This is a genomic window from Achromobacter sp. 2789STDY5608621, from assembly GCF_001299375.1.
In the GTDB taxonomy this organism is placed as follows: domain Bacteria; phylum Pseudomonadota; class Gammaproteobacteria; order Burkholderiales; family Burkholderiaceae_B; genus Achromobacter; species Achromobacter insuavis.
The window spans coordinates 1-21,764 of the sequence record NZ_CYTU01000013.1; the positions used below are offsets into that span (position 1 = coordinate 1).

17 protein-coding genes, 4 tRNA genes and 1 pseudogene are annotated in these 21,764 nt (G+C 67.5%); 10 read left to right on the plus strand and 12 right to left on the minus strand.

The features are described from left to right. Window positions 1-83: 83 nt before the first annotated feature. The 7 genes from AOZ53_RS14600 to rnr all read right to left on the minus strand — a co-directional run bounded on the left by AOZ53_RS14600 (window position 84) and on the right by rnr (window position 7,457). On the minus strand, window positions 84-881 hold the full coding sequence (locus AOZ53_RS14600; protein WP_054488307.1) for an energy transducer TonB: 798 nt from the start codon (window positions 879-881) through the stop codon (window positions 84-86). A gap of 412 nt (window positions 882-1,293) precedes the next feature. Further along, window positions 1,294-1,369 (minus strand) — tRNA-Val (locus AOZ53_RS14605). A 146-nt stretch (window positions 1,370-1,515) separates the two neighbouring features. Then, window positions 1,516-1,788: an HU family DNA-binding protein gene (locus AOZ53_RS14610; RefSeq protein WP_003812968.1), complete on the minus strand. Its 273-nt coding sequence runs from the start codon at window positions 1,786-1,788 to the stop codon at window positions 1,516-1,518. Between the two features lie 356 nt (window positions 1,789-2,144). Then, window positions 2,145-2,825, minus strand: a complete 681-nt coding sequence (locus AOZ53_RS14615; RefSeq protein ID WP_054433282.1) for a Fe2+-dependent dioxygenase — start codon at window positions 2,823-2,825, stop codon at window positions 2,145-2,147. Between the two features lie 51 nt (window positions 2,826-2,876). Continuing rightward, on the minus strand, window positions 2,877-4,121 hold the full coding sequence (locus tag AOZ53_RS14620; protein ID WP_054488309.1) for a cystathionine gamma-synthase family protein: 1,245 nt from the start codon (window positions 4,119-4,121) through the stop codon (window positions 2,877-2,879). 44 nt (window positions 4,122-4,165) lie between these two features. Next, window positions 4,166-4,903, minus strand: coding sequence for a 23S rRNA (guanosine(2251)-2'-O)-methyltransferase RlmB (rlmB, locus tag AOZ53_RS14625; protein ID WP_054433280.1), 738 nt, complete (start codon window positions 4,901-4,903; stop codon window positions 4,166-4,168). Window positions 4,904-4,991: 88 nt separating this feature from the next. Continuing rightward, on the minus strand, window positions 4,992-7,457 hold the full coding sequence (gene rnr / locus AOZ53_RS14630; RefSeq protein WP_054488313.1) for a ribonuclease R: 2,466 nt from the start codon (window positions 7,455-7,457) through the stop codon (window positions 4,992-4,994). Between the two features lie 178 nt (window positions 7,458-7,635). Here rnr and AOZ53_RS14635 point away from each other — a divergent pair. Next, window positions 7,636-7,720, plus strand: a tRNA-Leu gene (locus tag AOZ53_RS14635). 412 nt (window positions 7,721-8,132) lie between these two features. On the opposite strand, the gene AOZ53_RS14640 is transcribed toward AOZ53_RS14635, so the two are convergent. Next, on the minus strand, window positions 8,133-8,744 hold the full coding sequence (locus tag AOZ53_RS14640) for a tRNA-uridine aminocarboxypropyltransferase (RefSeq protein ID WP_054488315.1): 612 nt from the start codon (window positions 8,742-8,744) through the stop codon (window positions 8,133-8,135). Between the two features lie 192 nt (window positions 8,745-8,936). On the opposite strand from AOZ53_RS14640, the gene AOZ53_RS14645 reads away from it, so the two are divergent. Further along, window positions 8,937-9,021 (plus strand) — tRNA-Leu (locus tag AOZ53_RS14645). Window positions 9,022-9,191: 170 nt separating this feature from the next. Here the strand turns inward: AOZ53_RS14645 and AOZ53_RS14650 are convergent. Further along, on the minus strand, window positions 9,192-9,632 hold the full coding sequence (locus AOZ53_RS14650; protein WP_054474024.1) for a GNAT family N-acetyltransferase: 441 nt from the start codon (window positions 9,630-9,632) through the stop codon (window positions 9,192-9,194). Window positions 9,633-9,750: 118 nt separating this feature from the next. On the opposite strand from AOZ53_RS14650, the gene AOZ53_RS14655 reads away from it, so the two are divergent. The 4 genes and pseudogenes from AOZ53_RS14655 (at window position 9,751) to AOZ53_RS14670 (ending at window position 14,868) form a co-directional block, all read left to right on the plus strand. Further along, a complete protein-coding gene (locus tag AOZ53_RS14655) occupies window positions 9,751-10,659 on the plus strand; it encodes a DMT family transporter (protein WP_054474077.1) in 909 nt (302 codons plus the stop codon). Between the two features lie 31 nt (window positions 10,660-10,690). Then, window positions 10,691-11,635, plus strand: coding sequence for an AEC family transporter (locus AOZ53_RS14660; protein WP_054433276.1), 945 nt, complete (start codon window positions 10,691-10,693; stop codon window positions 11,633-11,635). Between the two features lie 150 nt (window positions 11,636-11,785). Then, window positions 11,786-13,009, plus strand: a pseudogene (locus AOZ53_RS14665) (YeeE/YedE family protein). A 188-nt stretch (window positions 13,010-13,197) separates the two neighbouring features. Beyond that, the gene (locus AOZ53_RS14670; protein WP_054433274.1) at window positions 13,198-14,868 is read left to right on the plus strand and encodes an FMN-binding glutamate synthase family protein; all 1,671 of its coding nucleotides are present in this window, start codon (window positions 13,198-13,200) and stop codon (window positions 14,866-14,868) included. 36 nt (window positions 14,869-14,904) lie between these two features. Here AOZ53_RS14670 and AOZ53_RS14675 read toward each other — a convergent pair whose 3' ends face one another. Further along, on the minus strand, window positions 14,905-16,374 hold the full coding sequence (locus AOZ53_RS14675; protein ID WP_369816827.1) for a phospholipase D-like domain-containing protein: 1,470 nt from the start codon (window positions 16,372-16,374) through the stop codon (window positions 14,905-14,907). 11 nt (window positions 16,375-16,385) lie between these two features. Continuing rightward, the gene (locus AOZ53_RS14680) at window positions 16,386-16,718 is read right to left on the minus strand and encodes an ElaB/YgaM/YqjD family protein (protein ID WP_054433273.1); all 333 of its coding nucleotides are present in this window, start codon (window positions 16,716-16,718) and stop codon (window positions 16,386-16,388) included. Window positions 16,719-17,042: 324 nt separating this feature from the next. Between AOZ53_RS14680 and egtD the strand changes: the two genes are divergently transcribed. The 4 genes from egtD to AOZ53_RS14700 all read left to right on the plus strand — a co-directional run bounded on the left by egtD (window position 17,043) and on the right by AOZ53_RS14700 (window position 20,754). Further along, entirely contained in the window at window positions 17,043-18,020 is a 978-nt protein-coding gene (gene egtD / locus AOZ53_RS14685; protein WP_054433272.1) for an L-histidine N(alpha)-methyltransferase, read from the plus strand. 36 nt (window positions 18,021-18,056) lie between these two features. Continuing rightward, entirely contained in the window at window positions 18,057-19,373 is a 1,317-nt protein-coding gene (egtB, locus tag AOZ53_RS14690; protein WP_054433271.1) for an ergothioneine biosynthesis protein EgtB, read from the plus strand. A 142-nt stretch (window positions 19,374-19,515) separates the two neighbouring features. Beyond that, window positions 19,516-19,592 (plus strand) — tRNA-Met (locus tag AOZ53_RS14695). A 334-nt stretch (window positions 19,593-19,926) separates the two neighbouring features. Next, on the plus strand, window positions 19,927-20,754 hold the full coding sequence (locus AOZ53_RS14700; protein WP_054433270.1) for a carboxylesterase family protein: 828 nt from the start codon (window positions 19,927-19,929) through the stop codon (window positions 20,752-20,754). Window positions 20,755-20,805: 51 nt separating this feature from the next. Here the strand turns inward: AOZ53_RS14700 and AOZ53_RS34185 are convergent, their stop codons facing one another. Further along, window positions 20,806-21,723 (minus strand): hypothetical protein, encoded by a 918-nt coding sequence (locus AOZ53_RS34185; RefSeq protein ID WP_054433269.1) that lies wholly within the window; start codon window positions 21,721-21,723, stop codon window positions 20,806-20,808. Between the last annotated feature and the right edge of the window lie 41 nt (window positions 21,724-21,764).

The window sequence follows — 21,764 nt, forward strand, 5'->3', positions numbered from 1 at the left end:
CCGGAGCCGCGGCGGCCGGCGCCGCTGCCGGGCTGGTGGCCGCCTGCGCCACCAGGGTGGCGCTATGCATTGCGTTGGACATCTCAGTTCCTCATTACGAAATCGAACGGAATTTTTGCTTTGGCGGGATAGGCCACGCCATTGCGGGTATAGGGTTTCATGCGGGCCTTGCGAGCGGCGGTGAGCGCCGACTCGTCCAGCCTGGGGAATCCCGAGGACGCGTCGATGGTTGCCCGCTCGACCAGTCCCTGCGGATTGATTTCAACCAGCACCACCACCCGGCCCTCTTCCCGCATGCGGCGCGAGGCCATCGGGTAGTTGGGCATCGGCCGCGCCCCCAGGAACTCGATCTGCGATTCCTGCAGGATCTGGTCGGGCGGCGGTCCCTGCCGCGGCGCCTGCGTGGTCTTCGCGCCTTCTTCCGCGCCGGCGGGCGGCGTCTCGACCGGCGGCGTTTCCTGCTTGGGCTCGGGTTTGACTTCCTGCTTCGGCTGCGGCTTGGGTTTCGGTTTGGGTTTGGGTTTGGGCGCCGGCATCGGCGGCTTCTCGACGACCGGTTCCGGTTCGGGTTCCGGCTCGGGCTTGACCTCGGGCTCGGGTTCCGGATCCGGTTCGATCTCGGGCTGCGGCTCGGGCGGCGTTTCCGTCACCGGTTGCGGCACCTCCGGCGTGGGATCGGCTTTGGCGACCTGCGGGATGGGAGCATCCACCACGCTCACCATGATGGCTTCGGGTTCCTCCAGTTCAGGACGAGTCGCAGGCGCCATGTAGATGGCGTAGACCACTGCGGCATGTAGCGCAACGACCGCCAGGCCGGCGCCTAGGCGTATACCAACTGAAGACGGCGGTGAAGAGTTCAAACCACGTTGAAAGCTAGGCATGAATCAGCCAGGGAGCATTGACTTATCTGGCCAGCCAGAAAAAATGGCGCGCGACAGGCCGCGCCGGCTGACCGGTACAAGCCAAACATCATAGCTTAAATGCGAATGATTCGCACGTCATATTTCGTCTGCAACAGCGTAACACTCTGACGCGCGTCAAGGCGCGGCGCTCACCGGGACAACGCCAGGCCAGCCTAACCCGCGGTCGATTCAAACGGCATGATCGCGCGCAAACCGCGATCTGATTTCGCACGCGCTGACGCGATTGCAGGCGTCATGCCACCTTGAGGCGGGCCCGCCCCGCAATATCTCGGACCACCGGCAAGCTGATCGCCGCGCGATCAATGGACGAAAAAAAAGCGCCCAGGAGATTCCTGACCGCTTGTTTTTCCGCTTGCATTATCGCTTTTGATGGTGGGTGCTACAGGGGTCGAACCTGTGACCTACGCCTTGTAAGGGCGCCGCTCTACCAACTGAGCTAAGCACCCGTCTTGGTTGCGGATCCATCGAAAAAAACGATGTGTGAAACGCCAGCCGGGGTACTCAAAAGCAATACGCGGGCCGGAGTATACCGGACCGCGTATGTGTCGGCAAATTACCGGGACCGCGCCCTCGGCAACCGCCTTGTCGTCAATTAGTTGACGGCGTCCTTCAGGGCCTTGCCCGGACGGAACTTCGGCACCTTGGCCTTCTTGATCTTGATGGTTTCGCCCGTGCGCGGATTGCGGCCGGTGCGAGCAGCGCGAGCCGACACGGCAAACGTGCCGAAGCCCACCAGGGTGACCGTACCGCCCTTCTTCAGGGTGGTCTTGACGGCGCCGATCAGGGCGTCAAGCGAACGACCGGCGGCAGCCTTGGAGATATCGGCCTTGCTGGCAATGTGATCGATGAGTTCGGTTTTGTTCATTCAGGTGTACCCCTCACAAGGTATGGAGTCTGCCGGGAGTGCAGTTCATCATGGCTGTCATGCTGGACATCACGACTTGCGCGTAGACCCGACAAACGACGAACAGACTAGTGGATAAACTTTTTCTTGCGCTGCAAAGCACAACTTTTAAACTGCTGCGCCGCCTAGGTTTCAAGGGCTTTCGAGCCCGTGAACCGTCAGCGACGCAGACGTGTATTAGGCCTTGGCGTAGAGCGGCTGTCAAGCGAAAACCTCACCACAAGCCGCACCAATACTAGCTTTTAGGCCTTTTCGCAATAAACAAAAACGCGCATTTCGGGGTTTGCGCGACACCGGCGCAACGCCCTGAAATCCGCTCACACGTCGGCCCAGCGGCGCAGCAGGTTGTGATAGATGCCGGTGAGTTGCACGATCGACGGATGACCCGCCGCGTCCTGGTTCAAACGCTGGATGGCGACGTCCATGTCGAGCAGCAAGGCGCGCTGGCTGTCCTCGCGCACCAGGCTCTGCATCCAGAAGAACGAGCTGACGCGCGCGCCGCGCGTCACCGGATTGACCTTGTGCAGGCTGGTGCCCGGATACAGCACCATGTGGCCGGCGGGCAGCTTGACCGTGCGCGGACCGTAGGTGTCGTCGATGACGAGCTCGCCGCCGTCGTAGGAATCGGGCTCGGAGAAGAACAGCGTGGCCGACAGGTCGGTGCGCACGCGCTCGGCGGTGCCGGTGATGCCGCGCACGGCGTTGTCGACGTGATAGCCGAAGGCCTCGCCGCCCTCGTAGCGGTTGAACAGCGGCGGAAAGATCTTGCGCGGCAGCGCCGCCGACATGAACAGGTTGTTGCCCGCCAGGCGCTGCAGGATCAGGTTGCCCAGCTCCTGCGCCAGCGGATGCTGCTCGGACAGCTGGCGGTTGTGCTTGACCTCGGCGGACTGGAAACCCGCCGTGACCTTGCCGTCGACCCAGTCGGCGGCATCGAGGCGATGGCGGATGGCCGCCGCCTCATCGGGAGTGAAAACTTCGGCGATCTGTATCAGCATGGATTCCTGCCCAGGTTGCGGCCGGCGCTCGCCGCGCCGGCGCCCCGCGAATTATCCCTGCAGGCAGCCGTTGAGCGCCTGATCGAAGTCAAATAGCAGATCAGTCTCGTCCTCGATGCCCACCGACACCCGGATCAGGCTGTCGGCGATGCCCATCTGCTGGCGGCGCTCGGCGCCCATCTCGTAATAGATGGTGTGCGCGGCGGGCAGCGCCAGGCTGCGCGTGTCGCCCAGGTGGGTGGCCATCAGCACGATACGCAGGCGGTTCAGGAAATCGAAGCAGTCCACGCCGTCGGCCAGCTCCACGCCCAGCAGCCCGCCGAAGCGCGCGCCGAACAGCGCGGTGGCGCGCGCGTGCTGCGGATGGCTGGCCAGGCCCGGGTAATGCACCTTGGCCACGCCGCGATGCTCTTCCAGGAAGCGCGCCAGCGCCAGCGCGTTGGAGCAATGCTTGGCCATGCGCAGCGCCAGCGTCTCGGCGCCGACGGCAATGCGGTGCGCGGGTTCGGCCGCGAGCGTGCCGCCCATGTCGCGCAGGCCCTTCTTCTTGATCTGGGTCAGGCCCCAGCCGGTCGACGGACCCTTGCGGTAGGCGTCGTAGATGTTCGAATAGTCGGCCCAGTCATACAGGCCGGTATCGGTGACCGCGCCGCCCAGCGCGTTGCCGTGGCCGCCGATGTACTTGGACAGCGAGTTCATCACCAGCGACGCGCCCACCGTCGACGGCCGGAACATCCAGGGCGAGGTCAAGGTGTTGTCCACGACATAGACCAGCCCCTTCTCGCGGCAGATCTCGCCGATGACCGCCAGGTCGGCGACCTGGGTGCCGGGGTTGGCGATGGTCTCGGTGAACACCATGCGGGTGTTGGGCTGGATCGCCGCGCGCACCTGCGCCGAGTCGGTCGCGTCGACGAAGGTGATCTCCACGCCCAGCTCCAGCAGCGTGCCCAGCAGGCTGTTGGTGTTGCCGAACACGTACTGGCTCGACACCAGGTGGTCGCCGCGGCGCAGCAGCGTGGTGAAGATGGCGGCCAGCGCGGCCATGCCGGTGGCGAAGCTCACCGTGCCCTTGCCGGCTTCCATATGGTTGATCTTCGCTTCCAGCGCGGTGGTGGTCGGCGTGCCCTGGCGGGCGTAGGTGAAGCCCGGCTTGCCCTGGAACACCGCGGCCAGTTCGCGCGCATCGGCGTAGGCGAATTCCGACGAGGGATGCATCGGCTTGTGCACCGCTCCGTGCTCGACGGATTGCTGGCGGTCGGAATGGAGGATCGTGGTGGTAAAGCCGTTCTGGTGCATGATGGGCTACGCGGGAAGGAAGATAGCGAAGGGAAAGACGGTTCTCAGGCGCGGCGCTGGCGCACGGTTTCGTACAGGCAGACGGCGCTGGCCACGCTGACGTTCAGGCTCTCGACCGATCCCAGCATGGGGATGTTCACAAGCTGATCGCAGGTTTCGCGCGTCAGGCGGCGCATGCCCTCGCCTTCGGCGCCCATGACCCAGGCCATCGGCTGGCGCGCGTCGATCTGGTGCATGCTGTCGGTCGCCTGGTCATCGGTGCCCACCAGCCACACGCCACGATCCTTCAGGCCGCGCATGGTGCGCGCCAGGTTGGTGACCATCAGGTACGGCACGGTGTCGGCCGCGCCGCAGGCCACGCGCTGCACGGTGCTGTTGAGCCCGACCGCGCGATCGCGCGGCGCGATCACGGCATGCACGCCGGCGGCATCGGCCGTGCGCAGGCAGGCGCCCAGGTTGTGCGGATCGGTCACGCCGTCCAGGATCAGCAGCAGCGGCGGGCCCTCGATCACGTCGAGCACCTCGTCCACGTCCACCGCCAATTGGCGTTCCTCGGCCAGCGCCACCACGCCCTGGTGGCGGGTGCCGCGCGCCAGGCCATCGAGACGCTCCATGGCGACCGGATGCAGGCGGCAGCCCGCCTTTTCAACCTGCTCGATGAACGTCTGCATGCGCTTGTCGCGACGCGACGCTTCTACGTAGATTTCCTTGATCGAGTCGGGCGCGTGGCGCAGCCGCGCGACAACCGCGTGAAACCCGGCAAGGACTTGGGTCGACGCCATAAATGCAAATACCTTTAGAAAGACGGATGCCCGCCCCAGAGCGGGGCGGGCCGCCGGACGTATCCGGCCATAGCTGCAATGTTACCCCTTAGTGGCGCTTGCGCACCGCCTTCTTGGCCGGCGCGGCGCGCTGCGGGGCCTTGGGCGGCTTGCCGGCCTTCTTGGCTTCGGCGCGCCGTTCCTTGGCGGTCTGGCCCTTGAGCGCGGCCGGCTTGGGCGCCGCCGCCTTCTTGACGCGCCGCGGACCTTCGTCCGGGCCGCGCGCGGCCGCCTTGCGCAGGGCGTCGAAGCTGGTGCCCTGCACCAGGCGGAACTCGATGCGGCGCGCCTCCAGGTCCACGCGCGACACCTGCACCTGGACCTTGTCGGTCAGGCGGTAACGCATGCCGGTACGCTCGCCGCGCAGCTCGTGCAGCGCATCGTTGAACTGGAAGTACTCGCCGCCCAGCTCGGACACGTGCACCAGCCCTTCGACGTGCAGCGTATCCAGCGTGACGAAGATGCCGAAGCTGGCGACGCCGGTGACGGTGCCGCTGAAGTCCTCGCCCACGCGTTCCTTGACGAACCAGCACTTGAGCCAGGCCTCGACGTCGCGCGAGGCTTCATCGGCGCGGCGTTCGCTGGCCGACAGCACCAGGCCCATCTTTTCCCAGATGGCGTGTTCGTGCTCGCGCTGGGTGCGGCCAATGACGACCGGCTGGTCGTCCAGGCTCGGCACATAGCGCTGGCCGGCCAGCAGGGCCTTGATGACGCGGTGCGTGAGCAGGTCGGGATAGCGCCGGATCGGCGAGGTGAAATGGCTGTAGCCGGGATACGCCAGGCCGAAGTGGCCCATGTTGTCCGGGCTGTAGATGGCCTGCTGCATCGAGCGCAGGCACATGGTCTGCAGCAGCTGGTAATCGGGACGGCCGCGCACGGAGTCGAGGAAGTCGCCGTAGTCCTTGGCCGTGGGCGTCTCGCCCCCGCCCAGCGACAGGCCCATGGTGCGCAGGAATTCGCGCAGCGACTGCAGGCGCTCGGGCGTCGGACCTTCGTGGATGCGGTACAGGCCGGGATGCTTGCTGCGCGTCATGAAGTCGGCCGCGCAGGTGTTGGCGGCCAGCATGCATTCTTCGATCAGCTTGTGGGCATCGTTGCGCACCGACGGCACGATCTGCTCGATGCGGCCCAGCTCATTGCAGACGATCTTGGTCTCGACCGTGTCGAAATCGATCGCGCCGCGCTTCTTGCGGCTCTGCGACAGCAGGTGGTAAAGCTCGTACAGGCTCTGCACCTGCGGCATGACGGCGCGCATGGCGTGGGCCGCCGGGCCGCCGGGCTGCTGCAGCGCCGCCCAGATATTGGTATAGGTGGTGCGGGCATGCGAGTGCATCACCGCGTTGTAGAACTGGTAGGCCGTGACCGTGCCGGCCTTGGCGCCCGAGGCCGGGATCACCATGTCGCACACCAGCACCAGGCGGTCGACGTCCGGGTTCAGCGAACACAGGCCGTTGGACAGCGACTCGGGCAGCATCGGAATGACGCGGCGCGGGAAGTACACGCTGGTGCCGCGCTCGAGCGCGTCTTCGTCCAGCGCGTCGCCGGGACGCACGTAGTGGCTGACGTCGGCGATGGCCACCAGCAGGCGCCAGCCCGGACGCTTGCGCTGGCCCGTGCCCAGTTCGACCGCCTCACAGTAGACGGCGTCGTCGAAGTCGCGCGCGTCTTCGCCGTCGATGGTGATCAGCGGCACGTCGCGCAGGTCGACGCGGTCTTTCAGGTCGCCCTTGCGGACGACGTCGGGCAGGCGGGCGGCCTGCTTGCACGCGCCCTCGGAGAATTCGACGGGCACGTCGAACTTGCGCACCGCGATCTCGATTTCCATGCCGGGATCGTCGATCTCGCCCAGCACCTCGGCAACGCGGCCCAGCGGCTGCGTGTGGCGGGTGGGCTGCGCCATGATCTCGACCGCCACCACCTGCCCGTGCTGGGCACCGTTGGTGTCGCTGGGCGGGATCAGGATGTCGTGCTTGATGCGCTGGTCTTCCGGCACCACGATGGACAGGCCATGCTCGTGCAGGAAGCGGCCCACCAGTTTGTTGGTGCGGCGCTCGATGACTTCGACGATGGTGCCTTCCGGCTTGCCGCGGTATTCGCCCGACGGCTTGACCAGCACGCGGTCGCCATGCAGCACCTTGAGCATTTCGCGCGGCGACAGGAACAGGTCCGGACCGCCGTCATCGCGCAACAGGAAACCGAAGCCATCACGGTGGCCCAGCACCTTGCCGGCCACGAAATCCAGCTTGGTGGCCAGCAGCAGCACGCCCTTGCGGTTGGGCATCAGCTGGCCGTCGCGCTCCATGGCGCCCAGGCGGCGTTCGAATCCCACCATCGTCGCGGGACGCTCCACGCCCATGCGCTCGGCCAGTTCCACCGGGGACAACGGCGCCCCCGCGGATCGCAGCGCTTTCAGGATGGCTTCACGGGACGGGACATCGGGGTCGAAGTCTGGCGGCGCTTCCGGCAACGGAGTGGATCTGTTGTTGTTCGATTCGTTATTCGATCGTTTTGCCAAAGCTAATTTTTCCGTATATAATGCGCAGCTTCTGTGGTTCGCCCAAGGCTGAACACTGAAGCAGAAATGGTCAGACGGATTGTAAAGTGGTTTTGCAATTGCGCTTTGAATACATGAGAAAAACCTCATGCAATCGAAGTGGCAGCGTATCACAAAGTTCTGACTGGAATGTCTCAGTGCCCAGGTGGCGGAATTGGTAGACGCGCATGGTTCAGGTCCATGTGCCGCAAGGTGTGGAGGTTCGAGTCCTCTCCTGGGCACCACGGAATTTCAGCTGAGGCTGCTTTGGTTCGCGACGATGTTGAAGTCGCCGTGAAATCAAACAGGCAGCGTTGGCAAAAAAGTTGAAAACCCCGGAAATCGCAAGATTTCCGGGGTTTTTGCTTTGTGCGGGATTTTTGCTCGTGTGCCTTTTGCTCGTGTGCCTTTTGCTCGTGTGCCTTTTGCTCGTGTGCCTTTTGCTCGTGTGCTTCTTGCTCGTGCGCTTTTTACTCATGCGCTTTTTGCTCGTGCAGTTTTTTTGCGCAGTGTGAGCGGCGGCCCCGCGCCGCGCGGCTTCGTTCCACACAGTCCAAATTACACGGTCTAAATACCCGCGCCGCGGCGAGCCTCGGGCGGAACCTCCCCTTTCGCCTGCCGAGCCGGGACAACCTTCAGAGCCACCTCAGCGCCAAATCAGCGCCACGGCACCTTGCGATTCAGGTGATGGCGCGCATACAGATCCGCTCCCATCCCCGCGATCTGGCCATCGATCAATGCCTCGAAGGGTCGCAGCAGTTCATCGAAATTGCGAGGCGCCTCGAGTGCATTGAGCGCGTGCGTCACTGCCTCGATGGTGGACAGCGCACCCGGAATATCCGCGTGCCGCACCCGATAGCGCGTGGCCAGGCCGGGCGGCAGCATCACGCGCGGCAACGCGGCCAGCTGCGGATTGATGTGCAGCAGCTTGCGCGCATGGGTCCAGGTGCCGTCCGGCACGATCAATTGCACCGGCGCGCCCGTCGCGGCGGCGCAGCCCGGCGCCAGCACCTCGGCGCCCTCGCCGGGAAACAGCACGTGCGGCGCATAGCCAGGCTCGGCCCACTGCTCATATTGGAAACGCTCGCCCACCAGGCGCCGCGCGCCGCCCAATCCCAGCACCGCCAGCCGCGCCGTGTTCAGCGCGTGGCGCGCCTCGCTGGGATGCTGCAATACCACCACGCGGGTGCGCGGCGTCAACGCCGGGATCAGGGCGCACAGACAGTGGGATTCAGGGCGCTTGCAGCGCAGGCAGAGGGGGCGTGACATGGGGCGACACTATAGCGAAGCCGGCCGCATCGAAAAAAAAGTGAAAAAAATGCTGCATGACTTGCACACTTCCAAAAAAGTATGCATAATCTCGTTCCTCTGCTGTTGAACACGAAACGAAACGCAGCCGGTAGCAAGAAGTCGAAAGACAACAAGCAAATCGGAAAGCGACGCGGAAGGTAAGACATCAGCGCCCAGGTGGCGGAATTGGTAGACGCGCATGGTTCAGGTCCATGTGCCGCAAGGTGTGGAGGTTCGAGTCCTCTCCTGGGCACCAATTATTACATCACGAGGTACCTGTCGTGATGCGCCAAGAAAAACCCCGTTCGCGAAAGCGTCCGGGGTTTTTTCTTTTCCGGGCCGGATACAAGCCCGCCGCGGCTGGCTGGCCATGACAAACCAGCCATCGCAGGCCAGCCGCGACGGCCGGCCGATCGCTTGCCGCGCCTAGGCCAGCACCCGCGTCATGACGACGTGCGCAATGCCGGCTTCCATGAACTCCTCGCCTTCCACCTGGAATCCATGGGCCTCGTAGAAGCCCTTGGCGTGGGTCTGCGCGTGCAGCACCAGCATGCGGTGGCCGTCGCCGTGGCCCTGGCCGATCAGGGCGTCGAGCAACTGGCCGCCCACGCCCAGGCCGCGCGCGCGCTTGTGCACGGCCATGCGGCCGATGTGGCCATCGGGCAGCAGGCGACCGGTGCCGAGCGGCGTGCCGTCGGCGGCATAGGCCACGGCGTGCACCGAGACCGCATCGTCGTCATCCATCTCGACCTCGGGCGGCACGTTCTGCTCGACCACGAACACGTCATAGCGCACCGACGACGCGTCGTCGCGCAGGCGGTCCCAGGTTCCCAGGGCGATACGTACCGCCGGTTTTTCGCTAGCCATTTGTTTTCCTTCGCGTCGCCGCTGAACATGAATCCTTTGCCGGCATTTTCGCAGGGATGGCGCATTGGCGAAACAGGCGTACCATCGCGGCTGGCCCAACCCGCAGCTGACCTCCATCATGCCGCAAGCCGCAACGCCCGCCTGGTTGAAATTCGCGCCCGCGCTTTTCCTGCTGCTGTGGTCCAGCGGCTTCGTGGTGCTGAAAGTGGGCCTGGCCTATGCCGACCCGATGACGTTCCTGGCGCTGCGCTACGCCTGTGTGGTGGCGCTGCTGGCGCCCTTCCTGCTGGCGCTGCGGCCGCCGCTGCCGCGAGGCGCCAGCGCCTGGGGCCACCTGGCCATGGTCGGCCTGCTGCTGCAGGCGGGCTACTTCTGCTTCACCTACCTGTCGCTCAAGCAGGGCATGTCCGCCGGCGGACTGGCGCTGATCACGTCGCTGCAGCCCATCCTGATCGGGCTGCTGGCGCCGGTGATCGCGCACGAACGCGTCGACGCGCGGCGCTGGGCGGGGCTGGGACTGGGCGTGTCGGGCGCCGCGCTGGTCATCATCGCCAAGGCCTCGGTCGACCTGGCTTCGACGCTCGGCCTGGTGTTCGCGGTGGCCGCCCTGCTCTGCATCACCAGCGGCACGCTGTATGAAAAGCGCTTCGGCGTGCAGACCCACCCCGTCACGTCCAACACCGTCCAATACGCCGTGGGCCTGGCGGTCACGGCGCCGCTGGCCTTCTGGCTGGAGCCGATGCACATCGACTGGACCGGCCCGCTGTTCGGATCGCTGGCGTACCTGGTGATTGGCAATTCGCTGGTCGCCATCACGTTGCTGCTGGCCATGCTGCGCCACGGCGAAGCGTCGCGCGTGTCGGCGCTGTTCTTCCTGGTGCCGCCCTCGACCGCCGTCATCGCGCTGCTGGTGCTGGACGAGCCGATCCCGCCGCTGGCCTGGCCCGGCATGGCGCTCGCGGCGCTGGGCATCCTGCTGGTGACGCGCTCGGCGCGCACGCCCGCGCCGGCGCGGCAAGTAGAATGAGCGCCCTTTCGCGCCCACTTCGCCCGCCGCCATGAATGCCGTCATCACCGCCGCCCTGCCGGTCTTCGCGCTGATCCTGACCGGATGGCTGGCGGCGCGCTGGCGCATCCTGGGGCCGGCCGCCACCGACGCGCTGAACCGCTACGTGGTCTACCTGTCGCTGCCGGCGCTGCTGTTCCGCGCCATGACGCAGGTGGATCTGGCGCACATGGCGCACTGGGGCTTCGTCGGCGCCTTCGCCGGCGGTATCGCCGTCACATTCGCGCTGTCGTTCCTGCCGCGCAAGCGCGGCCCGCGCGGGCTGACGGACCGCAGCATCGAGGGGCTGGCGGCGGCCTACGCCAACGCCGGCTATATGGGCATCCCGCTGTGCCTGGCGCTGTTCGGCGCCGAAAGCCTGGCGCCGGCCGCGTTCACCACGCTGATGACGGCCAGCGTGCTGTTCGGCTTCGCCATCGCCCTGATCGAATTCGACCGCCAGCAGGCGCCCGGCCTGGGCGCCACGCTGGTCAAGGTCGGCCGCGCACTGATGCGCAATCCGCTGCTGGCCGCGCCGGTGCTGGGCCTGGCGTGGGCCGGCACCGGGCTGGCGCTGCCCGAGGGACTGGATCGCTACGTGTCGTTGCTGGGCGCGTCCGCCAGCCCCTGCGCGCTGGTCACCATCGGCCTGTTCCTGGCGCAGACCGAGACCGCCAGCCCGGGGCCGGGCGTGCTGCGGCTGGTGGCCGGCAAGCTGCTGCTGCAGCCGGCCGTGACCGCGCTGCTGGCGTTCCAGGTGTTTTCCATGCCGCCGCTGTGGGCCTGGACCGCGGTGCTGATGAGCGCCCTGCCGATCGGCACCGGCCCTTTCATGCTGGCCCAGATGTACGGCCGCGATGCCCGCGTCACCTCGCGCGCCATCCTGGTGTCCACGGTGCTGTCGGTCCTGACCGTGAGCCTGCTGGTGGCCTGGATCAGCGCGCACCCGATCTCCTGAGCCGCGCAGTTTTATATAATTTTTAGTTATTAAAGAAGCACAAATAGATGCTTTGAGAAATGATCCGCCGGCTTTAGACTTTTATCCACGATGACGGGTGCGGCGACGCGCCCGTTTGCTTTTCCCTTATCGAATCCCCGGGACTCTCCCATGAGCACCAACACTTCCGCCCTGCCCCTGCCTTCGGCGCTGCCGCCCATCCAGATCAACCGCAAGCCGCTCTGGATCGCGCTGCTGCTGGTGCTGGCCGGCGCCCTGTACCTGAACCAGACCGTCAGCTGGCGCCAGGGCGCGCTGTGGATCGTCGGCGCGCTGCTGGGCGTGGCGCTGTACCACGCCTCGTTCGGCTTCACCCAGGCCTGGCGCGTGTTCGTGTCGGACCGCCGCGGCGCCGGCCTGCGCGCGCAGATGTTCATGCTGGCGATCGGCGTACTGCTGTTCTTCCCGTTCCTGGCGCAAGGCTCGCTGTTCGGCCAGCCGGTCAACGGCCTGGTCTCGCCCCCGGGTGTGTCGGTGCTGCTGGGCGCGTTCCTGTTCGGCATCGGCATGCAGCTGGGCGGCGGCTGCGCCTCGGGCACGCTGTTCGCGGTGGGCGGCGGCAATACCCGCATGCTGGTCACGCTGCTGTTCTTCATCATCGGTTCGGTCATCGCCACCGCCAACTTCGGCTAGTGGTCGACCCTGCCCGCGCTGGCGCCGACCTCGCTCATCAAGACCTGGGGCTTGGCGCCCGCCATCATCGCCAACCTGGCGGTGTTCGCGCTGATCGCCTGGATCGCCACCGTGCTGGAAAAGCGCCGCCACGGCCACGTGATCTCGTTCGCTTCGCGCACCGCGCGCCCGGCCTCGCTGCTGCAAGGCCCGTGGCCGCTGATCTGGGGCGGCGTGGCGCTGGTGGTGCTGAACTTCGCCACGCTGGCGCTGGCCGGCCGGCCCTGGGGCATCACCTCGGCGTTCGCGCTGTGGGGCGCCAAGGCGCTGGACGCGATGGGCGGCGACGTGGCCACCTGGGCCTACTGGAGCAAGCAGGCCGCGCTCGGCGCGCCGCTGCGCCAGGACGTGACCACGGTAATGGATATCGGCCTGATGCTGGGCGCGCTGGCCGCGGCCAGCGCCGCCGGCAAGTTCGCGCCGGTCTGGAAGGTGCCCGCTCGCTCGCTGGCCGGCGCGGTCATCGGCGGCCTGCTGCTGGGCTACGGCGCGCGCCTGGCCTTCGGCTGCAACATCGGCGCCTACTTCAGCGGCATCCTGTCGGGCAGCCTGCATGCCTGGCTGTGGTTGCCGGCGGCCTTTGCCGGCAGCGCGCTAGGCGTGCGGCTGCGTCCGCTTTTTGGCCTGGCGGTGGAAAAGACGCCGTCGGCATCCAGCTGCTGAGAAACACTGTTCCAGCAACGGCCCCCGAAAGGGGGCTTTTTTACGTCCTCGCCCCGCAGCGCCAGCACTGGCGCGGCTTGTGGACGGGTTCGGGATCTCGGCACCATGCCGGCACGCGCCTGCCCGTTCACCGGTTTTACAGCCGCCGTGGTGTATGGTTGCTGCATTCCGCCCTACGGAGACAGGACATGCAATGGATCGCCGGCCGCTTCACGGCCTTTATCTTGACCCTGGTGGCCGCCGCCGCGACCACCATCCTGGTGTTCACGGACTCGTACTGGTGGCTGTGGGCCGCCGTGCCGCTGGTGCTGCTGGGCCTGCTGGGCGTGTACGACCTGATCCAGACGCGCCACGCCATCCGCCGCAACTATCCGGTGCTGGGCAACCTGCGCTTCCTGTTCGAATTCATCCGGCCCGAGATCCGCCAGTATTTCCTGGAGGATGACACGCAGGCCTCGCCGTTCTCGCGCGCGCAGCGTTCGATCGTGTACCAGCGCGCCAAGCGCGAGATCGACAAGCGGCCCTTCGGCACCCAGGAAGACGTGTACGGCGACCGCTACGAATGGATCAACCATTCCATGTCGCCCACCCACATCGGCGACACCGACTTCCGCGTGGCGGTCGGCGGCCCCGACTGCACCCAGCCGTATTCGATGTCGGCCTTCAACGTCTCGGCCATGAGCTTCGGCGCCCTGTCGGCCAACGCCGTGCTGGCGCTGAACGAAGGCGCGCGCCAGGGCAACTTCGCCCATGACACCGGCGAGGGCGGCATCAGCCGCTACCATCGCCAGCCGGGCGGCAGCCTGGTGTGGAACATCGGCTCGGGCTACTTCGGCTGCCGCGACGAGCACGGCGCCTTCTCCGAGGAGGCCTTCGTCAAGAACGCCTGTACGCCGCAGGTGAAGATGATCGAGATCAAGCTGTCGCAGGGCGCCAAGCCGGGCCACGGCGGCATCCTGCCAGCCGGCAAGGTCACGCCCGAGATCGCCGAGGCGCGCGGCGTGGCCCCCTGGCAGGACTGCAACTCGCCCGCCAGCCACTCGGCCTTCGACTCGCCCATCGGCCTGATGAAGTTCGTCGCCCGCCTGCGCGAGCTGTCCGGCGGCAAGCCGGTCGGCTTCAAGTTCTGCGTCGGCCATCCGTGGGAATGGTTCGCCATCGTCAAGGCCATGCTGGAAACCGGCATCACGCCCGACTTCATCGTGGTCGATGGCGCCGAGGGCGGCACCGGCGCGGCGCCCGTCGAATTCGTCGACCACGTCGGCACGCCGCTGCGCGAGGCGCTGCGCCTGGTGCACAACACGCTGATCGGCGTGAACCTGCGCGACCGCATCAAGCTGGGCGCCTCGGGCAAGATCATCACCGCGTTCGACATGGCCCGCGTCATGGCCATGGGCGCCGACTGGTGCAACGCCGCGCGCGGCTTCATGTTCGCCATCGGCTGCATCCAGGCCCAGGCCTGCCACACCGGCAAATGCCCCACCGGCGTCACCACCCAGGATCCGCTGCGCCAGCGCGCCCTGGTGGTGCCGGACAAGGCCCAGCGCGTGGCCAACTTCCACAAGAACACGCTGCACGCGCTGGCCGAACTGCTGGCCGCCGCCGGCCTGACGCATCCGAACCAGTTGCGCCCGCACCATATCGCGCGCCGCATCTCGTCCAGCGAGATCCGGCTGCTGTCGGCGCTGTTCCCGGAACTGGCGCCGGGCGAACTGCTGCGCGGCGAGTTCCGCCACCAGGTGTTCCGCGCCGGCTGGTCGATGGCGCGCGCCGACTCGTTCCAGCCGACCCACGACATCAGCACCGCGCTGGCGCAGGAATACGTCATGGCGCATCCGCCCCAGGGCACGCCGGCCTGAGCGCGGGATGGGCCGCCGCGGCACGCGTCGCCCGGCCTACAGCCAGCGCTCGAACATGCGCGAGAAGAACTCCATGAAGCGGTCATCCACGCCCCGGGCCCGCCAGGCCTCGGGCGTGATGCGCACCGACTCGGCCACGTCGCGCTGGAACAGCGCCTCCATCTCGGCCGCGAACTCCGGCCCCAGCACCACCGCGTTGACCTCGTAGTTCAGGGCGAAGCTGCGCCAGTCCATGTTGCTCGATCCCACGGTGGACCAGACGCCGTCGACCACCGCGGTCTTGGCGTGCAGCAGCGCGTCGCGCCGCTCGTGGATCTTCACGCCCGCCTTGAGCAGCTTGCCGTAATGGGAGCGGCCGGCATTGAACACCAGCGAGGAATCACTGAAGCCCGGCAGCACCAGCACCACGTCCACGCCGCGCTGCGCGGCCGCCGCCAGCACGTCGACGAAGGCGGGGTCCGGCACGAAGTACGCCATGGTGATGTGGATGGAGCGCTGCGCGCTCTCGAACGCGGACATCAGCGTCAGGTAGACGGTGTAGCCGTCGCTGCGATCGGGCTGGTTGGCCAGGATCCGCACCCGCGTCGGCCCGGTGGCCGGCGCGATGTCCGTGCCGCCGCCGCGCAGGGGTTCCTTGGCCTGCGATTGCCAGCCATCCTGGATCACCGCTTCCAGCTGGGCCACCGCCGGCCCCTCGATCCGCAGGTGCGTATCGCGCCAGGGCGCGGCCTGGGCGTCGGTCCGCTTCGCGTCGGGTCCGCTGCCCACGCCGCCCGACGCGCCGCTGCCGCCGGCGGGCGATGAGGCGTACACGGCGCTGACGTTGATGCCGCCCAGATAGCCCACCTTGCCGTCCACCACCAGGACCTTGCGGTGGTTGCGCTGGTTCGGCGACCAGCCGGCGCGGCTGCCGCTGACGGGGCTGACCGGATTGAAGACGGCGACCTGCACGCCCGCGTCGCGCAGGCGCTGGAACAGCGCATCGGGCGTCTTGAGGGTGCCGACCGCGTCCACCATCAACGCGACGTCGGCGCCGCGGTTGCGCGCCGCGATCAGGGCCTCGGCAAAGCGCGCACCCTCCTCGTCATCGTCGAAGATATAGGTTTCCATGTGCACGTAGCGCCGCGCCTGCGCGATCGAGCGCAACATGGCCTGGTAGGTGCTCGGGCCATCGGCCAGCAGTCGCACGCGATTGCCGGCCACCAGCGGCGCGCCGCTGACCGCTTCCTCGACGGCCAGGTGGCGCGCGAGGAAGTCATCCTTGGCATTGCGGGGATCCGCCGCGATGTCGTGGCCGCGGCGGTAGCTGGCCTGCGACGCATCGGCGGACAGGCCGGCCTGCGCCTTGCGGGCAGCGCGTTCCTGCGCATCGGGCACGCTGGCGCAGGCGGCCAGCAGGGCCGCGCAACAGGCCAGCGCGGCCGCGCGCACGGCGCATCGCCATGCGGTCCGCCCCTGCGCCGCCGGCGCGGGCGGGCCCGGCGGCGGGGCCGGAGGCGGCCTCATCGCACGGGGACTCAGCGCCGGTTGGCCAGCAGGCAGCAGCCCAGCAATACGCCCACCAGCGTCGCCACGCCCACCGATTTCCAGGCGTGCTCGTGCACGTATTCATCGGCGTAGGCCTTGGCGCGGCGGGCGCGCTCGCGCGCCACGCCTTCCCAGTCGCCCGCGGATTCGCGCGCCTCGGCCAGCTGGCGCGTCAGGCGCGCGCGCGCCGCCTCGATTTCAGAGCCGGTATATGAGGCGGTCGAACGCAACAGGTCTTCCGTACCGGCAAGCAACTCGTGAAGGCTGTCGTTCACGCGGTCGCGGTGCAGGGCCATTTCGGCGCGTTGGTGCTTTCGATTCATAGTCGCTCCTTGTCGCGGGTTGCTCAGGGGGGCCTTGCGGCTTGCCGCCAGGCCGTGAACCCATTGTGGCCATTCCCGCCGCCGCGCGCCCGAGCTTTCGCAACCAGCCGTTAACCGATATTTCAGTGGCGCGGCGCTTGCTGAGCCCGGCAGGCGCGGTGACGGCCATAGGTACCGTCCCCGTGTGCGGACGGCCTTTCCGCCCCCGCCAATTTCGTAAAAGTCCATTGCATTTCAGTGGCTTAACTTGACACCGGAACCCCTCTGGCGGCCACAATGTGTTTTTGCAATGCGCTTCATCAGCCTCAAAAAGGAACTGAACGCATGGTCTCTCCCTCCGCCCTGCTCGCCGGCGCCGCCCCGCGGTTCCTGGCGCCGCAACCCCAGCCCCTGAACGCCGAGCAGCAGGAATTGCGCGACGGACTGCTGGATCATCCCGCCCATATCGATCCCAAGTTTCTCTACGACGCGCTCGGCTCGTCGCTGTTCACCGCCATCACGCAATTGCCGGAGTACTACCCGACCCGCTGCGAGGCCGAGATCTTCGCGCGGCACGGCCAGGACATCGCGCGCCACATCGGTCCGGTGCAGGCCATGATCGACCTGGGCGCGGGCGACTGCGTCAAGGCCGAGCGGCTGTTTGCCAGCCTGCGCCCGCGCCATTACGTCCCCATCGACATTTCCGCCGACTACCTGCAAGCCGCGGCGCGGCGGCTGCGCCTGTCGTATCCCGACCTGCGGATCACGCCCATCGGCCTGGACTTCTCCCAGGCGCTGGCGCTGCCCGCCGACATCGGCGCCGAGCAGCGGCTGTTCTTCTATCCTGGCTCCAGCATCGGCAATCTCGACCCGGACGCCGCGCTGGCCATGTTGCGGCGGATCCAGCGCCAATGCGCCGGCGGCGGGCTGCTGGTCGGGGTCGACCGCGTCAAGCCCAGGCAGGTGCTGGAGCCGGCCTACGACGACGCCCTGCACCTGACCGCGGCCTTCAACCTGAACCTGCTGCGCCACGTCAACGACCTGCTGGGCAGCGACTTCGACGTCGACGACTGGCGCCACGTGGCGCTGTTCAACAGCGATCAGTCGCGCATCGAGATGCACCTGGAAGCGCGACGGCCCGTCACCGTGGCCTGGCCCGGCGGCCAGCGGCGCTTCGACGCGCAAGAGCGCATCCATACCGAGAATTCGTACAAATTCACGCCCGAAACGTTTACCGAGCTGCTGCAACGCGCGGGCTACCACGACATCCGCCACTGGTCGGACACCCGCGGCTGGTTCTCGGTGTTCAGCGCCCGTGCCTGACGTCGCGCCCCCTCAACCCGCCCCTGGAGGATCGCCATGGAACCTGCCTGCCTGCTGACCCACCCGGCCAACGGCCCCTACGCCGCCGGACAGGCCGGCCAGCACGACCGGTACGATGCCGTGCGCGCCACCACCACGGCGCTGGCCGCCCCGTTGAGTCCGGAGGACTGCCAGGTGCAGTCCATGCCGGACTGCAGCCCGGTCAAATGGCACCTGGCGCACACCACCTGGTTCTTCGAGACCTTCCTGCTAACGCACTTCCATCCGCCCTGCCCCGTGTTCCACCCGCAGTACCGGATGCTGTTCAACTCCTACTACAACGCCATCGGCGCCAAGCACCCTCGGCCGCAGCGCGGCCTGCTGACGCGGCCGCCGCTGGCCGACGTGATGCGCTATCGCCAGCATGTCGACCAGGCCATGCACGACCTGATCGCGCGGCTGGGCGGCAACGATCCGGCCTTCGACGCCTTGCTCGAGCTGGGGCTGAACCACGAGCAGCAGCACCAGGAGCTGATCCTGACCGACCTCAAGCACCTGTTGTCCGCCAACCCGCTCAAGCCGGCCTACGTGGCCTCGGGTTCGCCGGCGCTGCCGCCGGGCACGCCCGCCGGCTGGACCCGCTACAACGGCGGCGTGGTCCGCATCGGCCACGACGGACAGGGCTTCGCCTTCGACAACGAAGGCCCCGCGCACGACGTGCTGCTGGCGCCCTTCCACCTGGCCGACCGCCTGGTGACGCAGCACGAATACCTGGCCTTCATCCGCGACGGCGGCTACAAGCGGCCCGAACTGTGGCTGTCGCTGGGCTGGGAACGGGTCTGCGCGGAAGGCTGGCGCGCGCCGCTGTACTGGGAAGGCCAGCGCGACGACTGGCGCGTCTTCACGCTGCGCGGCATGCAGGAGCTGGAATTGCAGGCGCCGGTCACGCACATCAGCTACTACGAAGCCGACGCCTATGCGCGCTGGGCCCGGGTGCGCCTGCCGCGCGAGGCCGAGTGGGAGCATGCCGCGCGGCAGTTGCCCGACGGCGCCTGGTCGAACCGCGCCAATCTGCTGGAAAACGGCCACCTGGATCCGCGTCCCGCGCCCGCCCGATTGAGCAGCGGCGGCCCGGCGCAGCTGTTCGGCGATGCCTGGGAATGGACCGCCAGCGCCTACGATGCCTACCCGGGCTTCAAGCCCGATGGCGGCGCGGTGGGCGAGTACAACGGCAAGTTCATGTGCAATCAGTACGTGCTGCGCGGCGGCTCCTGCGCCACGCCGCGCGGCCACATCCGGCCAAGCTACCGTAATTTCTTCCCGCCGGAAGCGCGTTGGCAGTTCTCCGGCATCCGCCTGGCGCGGGATGCCTGAGGGCGCGTCAGGGGGGCCTGCGCGGGACGGCACGCGGGCCCAAACAAAAAAGCCCGCCCCCTACTTGCAATCCTAAAATTTTCCGTGCTAGAATTTCGTTCTTCGTTGCTTGGCTTTCATTGAAACCGGCGACGATAGGGATGGCGCATTAGCTCAGCCGGTTAGAGCGACGGAATCATAATCCGCAGGTCCCCTGTTCGAATCAGGGATGCGCCACCAGAGAATTCAAAAAGGCCTTCACGCAAGTGAAGGCCTTTTTTCATTGGATCGCCGGATCCCCCCTCTGGCAGCCACCTCTGTCTCTGGCCGTGACGGGCACGGCCTTCACACATTTCCACATAATCCCCACATTTTTCCCGCATACCCGCACGGTCCGCCCTCTTAGAATCTTCGCCCACCACGCCCCCGCGGAGAATCTGACATGCCCCCCAGCCGCATTCAAGTTTCGTGCCTCGCGCAAGCTTGCCGCCCCGTTGCCCCGGCCGTTACCCCAGCTGCACCTGGCCACCAGGCTGCCATCAGGACCGGTATCGCTGCAGTCACCGCGCGCGCCATGCTTGCCGCGGCCCTGGGCCTGAGCGCCGGCCACGCCTGTGCCGCGCAAGGCGGCGTGCAGGCATCGAGCGTCACCTACGCCCCCACCGCGGCGCAGCTACAGACGGTGGAAATGCTCAAGCAGGCCTCCATCGACGCCTTCGCGCCGGCGGAATTCGCCCGCGCCGGCAAGACGCCGCTGCCCTATCGCCTGGTATCGCCCATCGCACCCGAAAGCGGAAAAAAATACCCACTGGTGGTGATTTTCCACAGTTCAGGCGGCGTCGGCAGCGACAACCTGCTGCCGCTGAACGCGTTCACCCGCGCCTTCGGCTCGGCCGAGTCGCGCCGCGATTTTCCCGCCTACGTGCTGGTGCCGCAGACGCCGGGGCGCACCGCCAACTATGAAAAGGACGGCCATGGCGTGCGGATCTCGAAGGCCGGCGCCGACCTGCCCGACGTCATGCGGCTGGTCGAGGACATCGCCAGGCACCATCCGGTCGACGCCAGGCGGATCTACGCCGTCGGCTTCTCGATGGGCGCGTCGGCCGCGCTGGACGCCGCCGTCGCGTCACCCGGACGCTTCGCGGCCATCGTCGCCATGTCGGGCGTGCCGCCGGAGCGCTCGCTCGCCAGGCCGCTGGCGGGCGTTCCCACGCTGCTCATCCACGGCACCGCCGACCAGGAGAATCCCTACGAGGGCAGCCAGATCTGGGCCAAGGCCCTCGCGGCCGCGGGCGGCCATCCGGTCTTCATCACCTACCAGGGCATGGATCACCGCATCGCGCCGGAACTGCTGACCGCCAGGCCCTGGCGCGAATGGATGTTCCAGCAGAAGCAGCCATGACGCCGCGCGGCGCGGGGCGTCATGGCCCCGCGCCGGCCTTCCGTGCGGCGATCAGGGCTTGACCACCATGTCGCGGCGCCGCCCGCCCCAGGTCGCGCACAGGCTGGCCACGAACGCGCCGATCAGCATGGAGGCAAAGCCCCACAGCGCAAACGCCGCGGCGGCCTTGCGTGCCGTGTCGGCCGCTTCGCGCGCCTTGCGCTTGGCGTCATCGGCGGCCTGACGGGCCTGCTGCAGCGTCTGATTCACGCGCTGCTGCGCGGCGGCGGCATCGATGCCCGCCTGCGCCGCGATCACGCGGGCCACATAGTCGCGATCCGCCGGCGTCATGTCGCCGCGCGCCAAGCTCATCGCCACGATGCGTCCGACTTCGGCGCGGGCCGCGCCGCGGTCACCGGCGGCATCGGGCCGCTCGTTGCGCAACAGGACGTCCGTGAAGTAATCGCCAGCGCCGTCCGCGCCGCCGGCTGCCGCCCCCGCGCCGGCAGCGGCGCTCGCGGTCACCGCCGCGCCCGCCCCGGCCGCGATGGAAGCGCCGGCCTTGGCCGCGCCCGATGCCAGCGTGGCGATCGCCGAGCCCAACAGCGCGGCGCTCACGACCGCGCTCAGCGCCCACACCAGAAAGCCGTGCGCGGTGTCGCGGAAATAGACCTCGTCGCCGTGCACGTCGGCCCATTTGGTGCGCAGCCGGCCGGCGACATAACCGCCGACGCCATAGGCCACGATCTGCGTGAACAGCATCCAGACGATCAGGCCGATGCCTGCCGCGGGCGCGGAGACGCCTTCCCCGCTCCAGGGCGAGACCGACAGGAAGCCCAGGCCGGAGCCGCCCGCGAACAGCGCCAGCGACAAGGCCGCGGCGATGACGGCGCCGGCGAACACCGCCGCCCAGGACACGGCGGACACCGCCGATTCCCGCACCGGCGGCACGCCGTCGTAGGGCCGGTTGGCCGAGAGTGCATTTTCCATGGTGATTCCTCGTTCACATTGCGCGCCGTGGCGCGGGACCG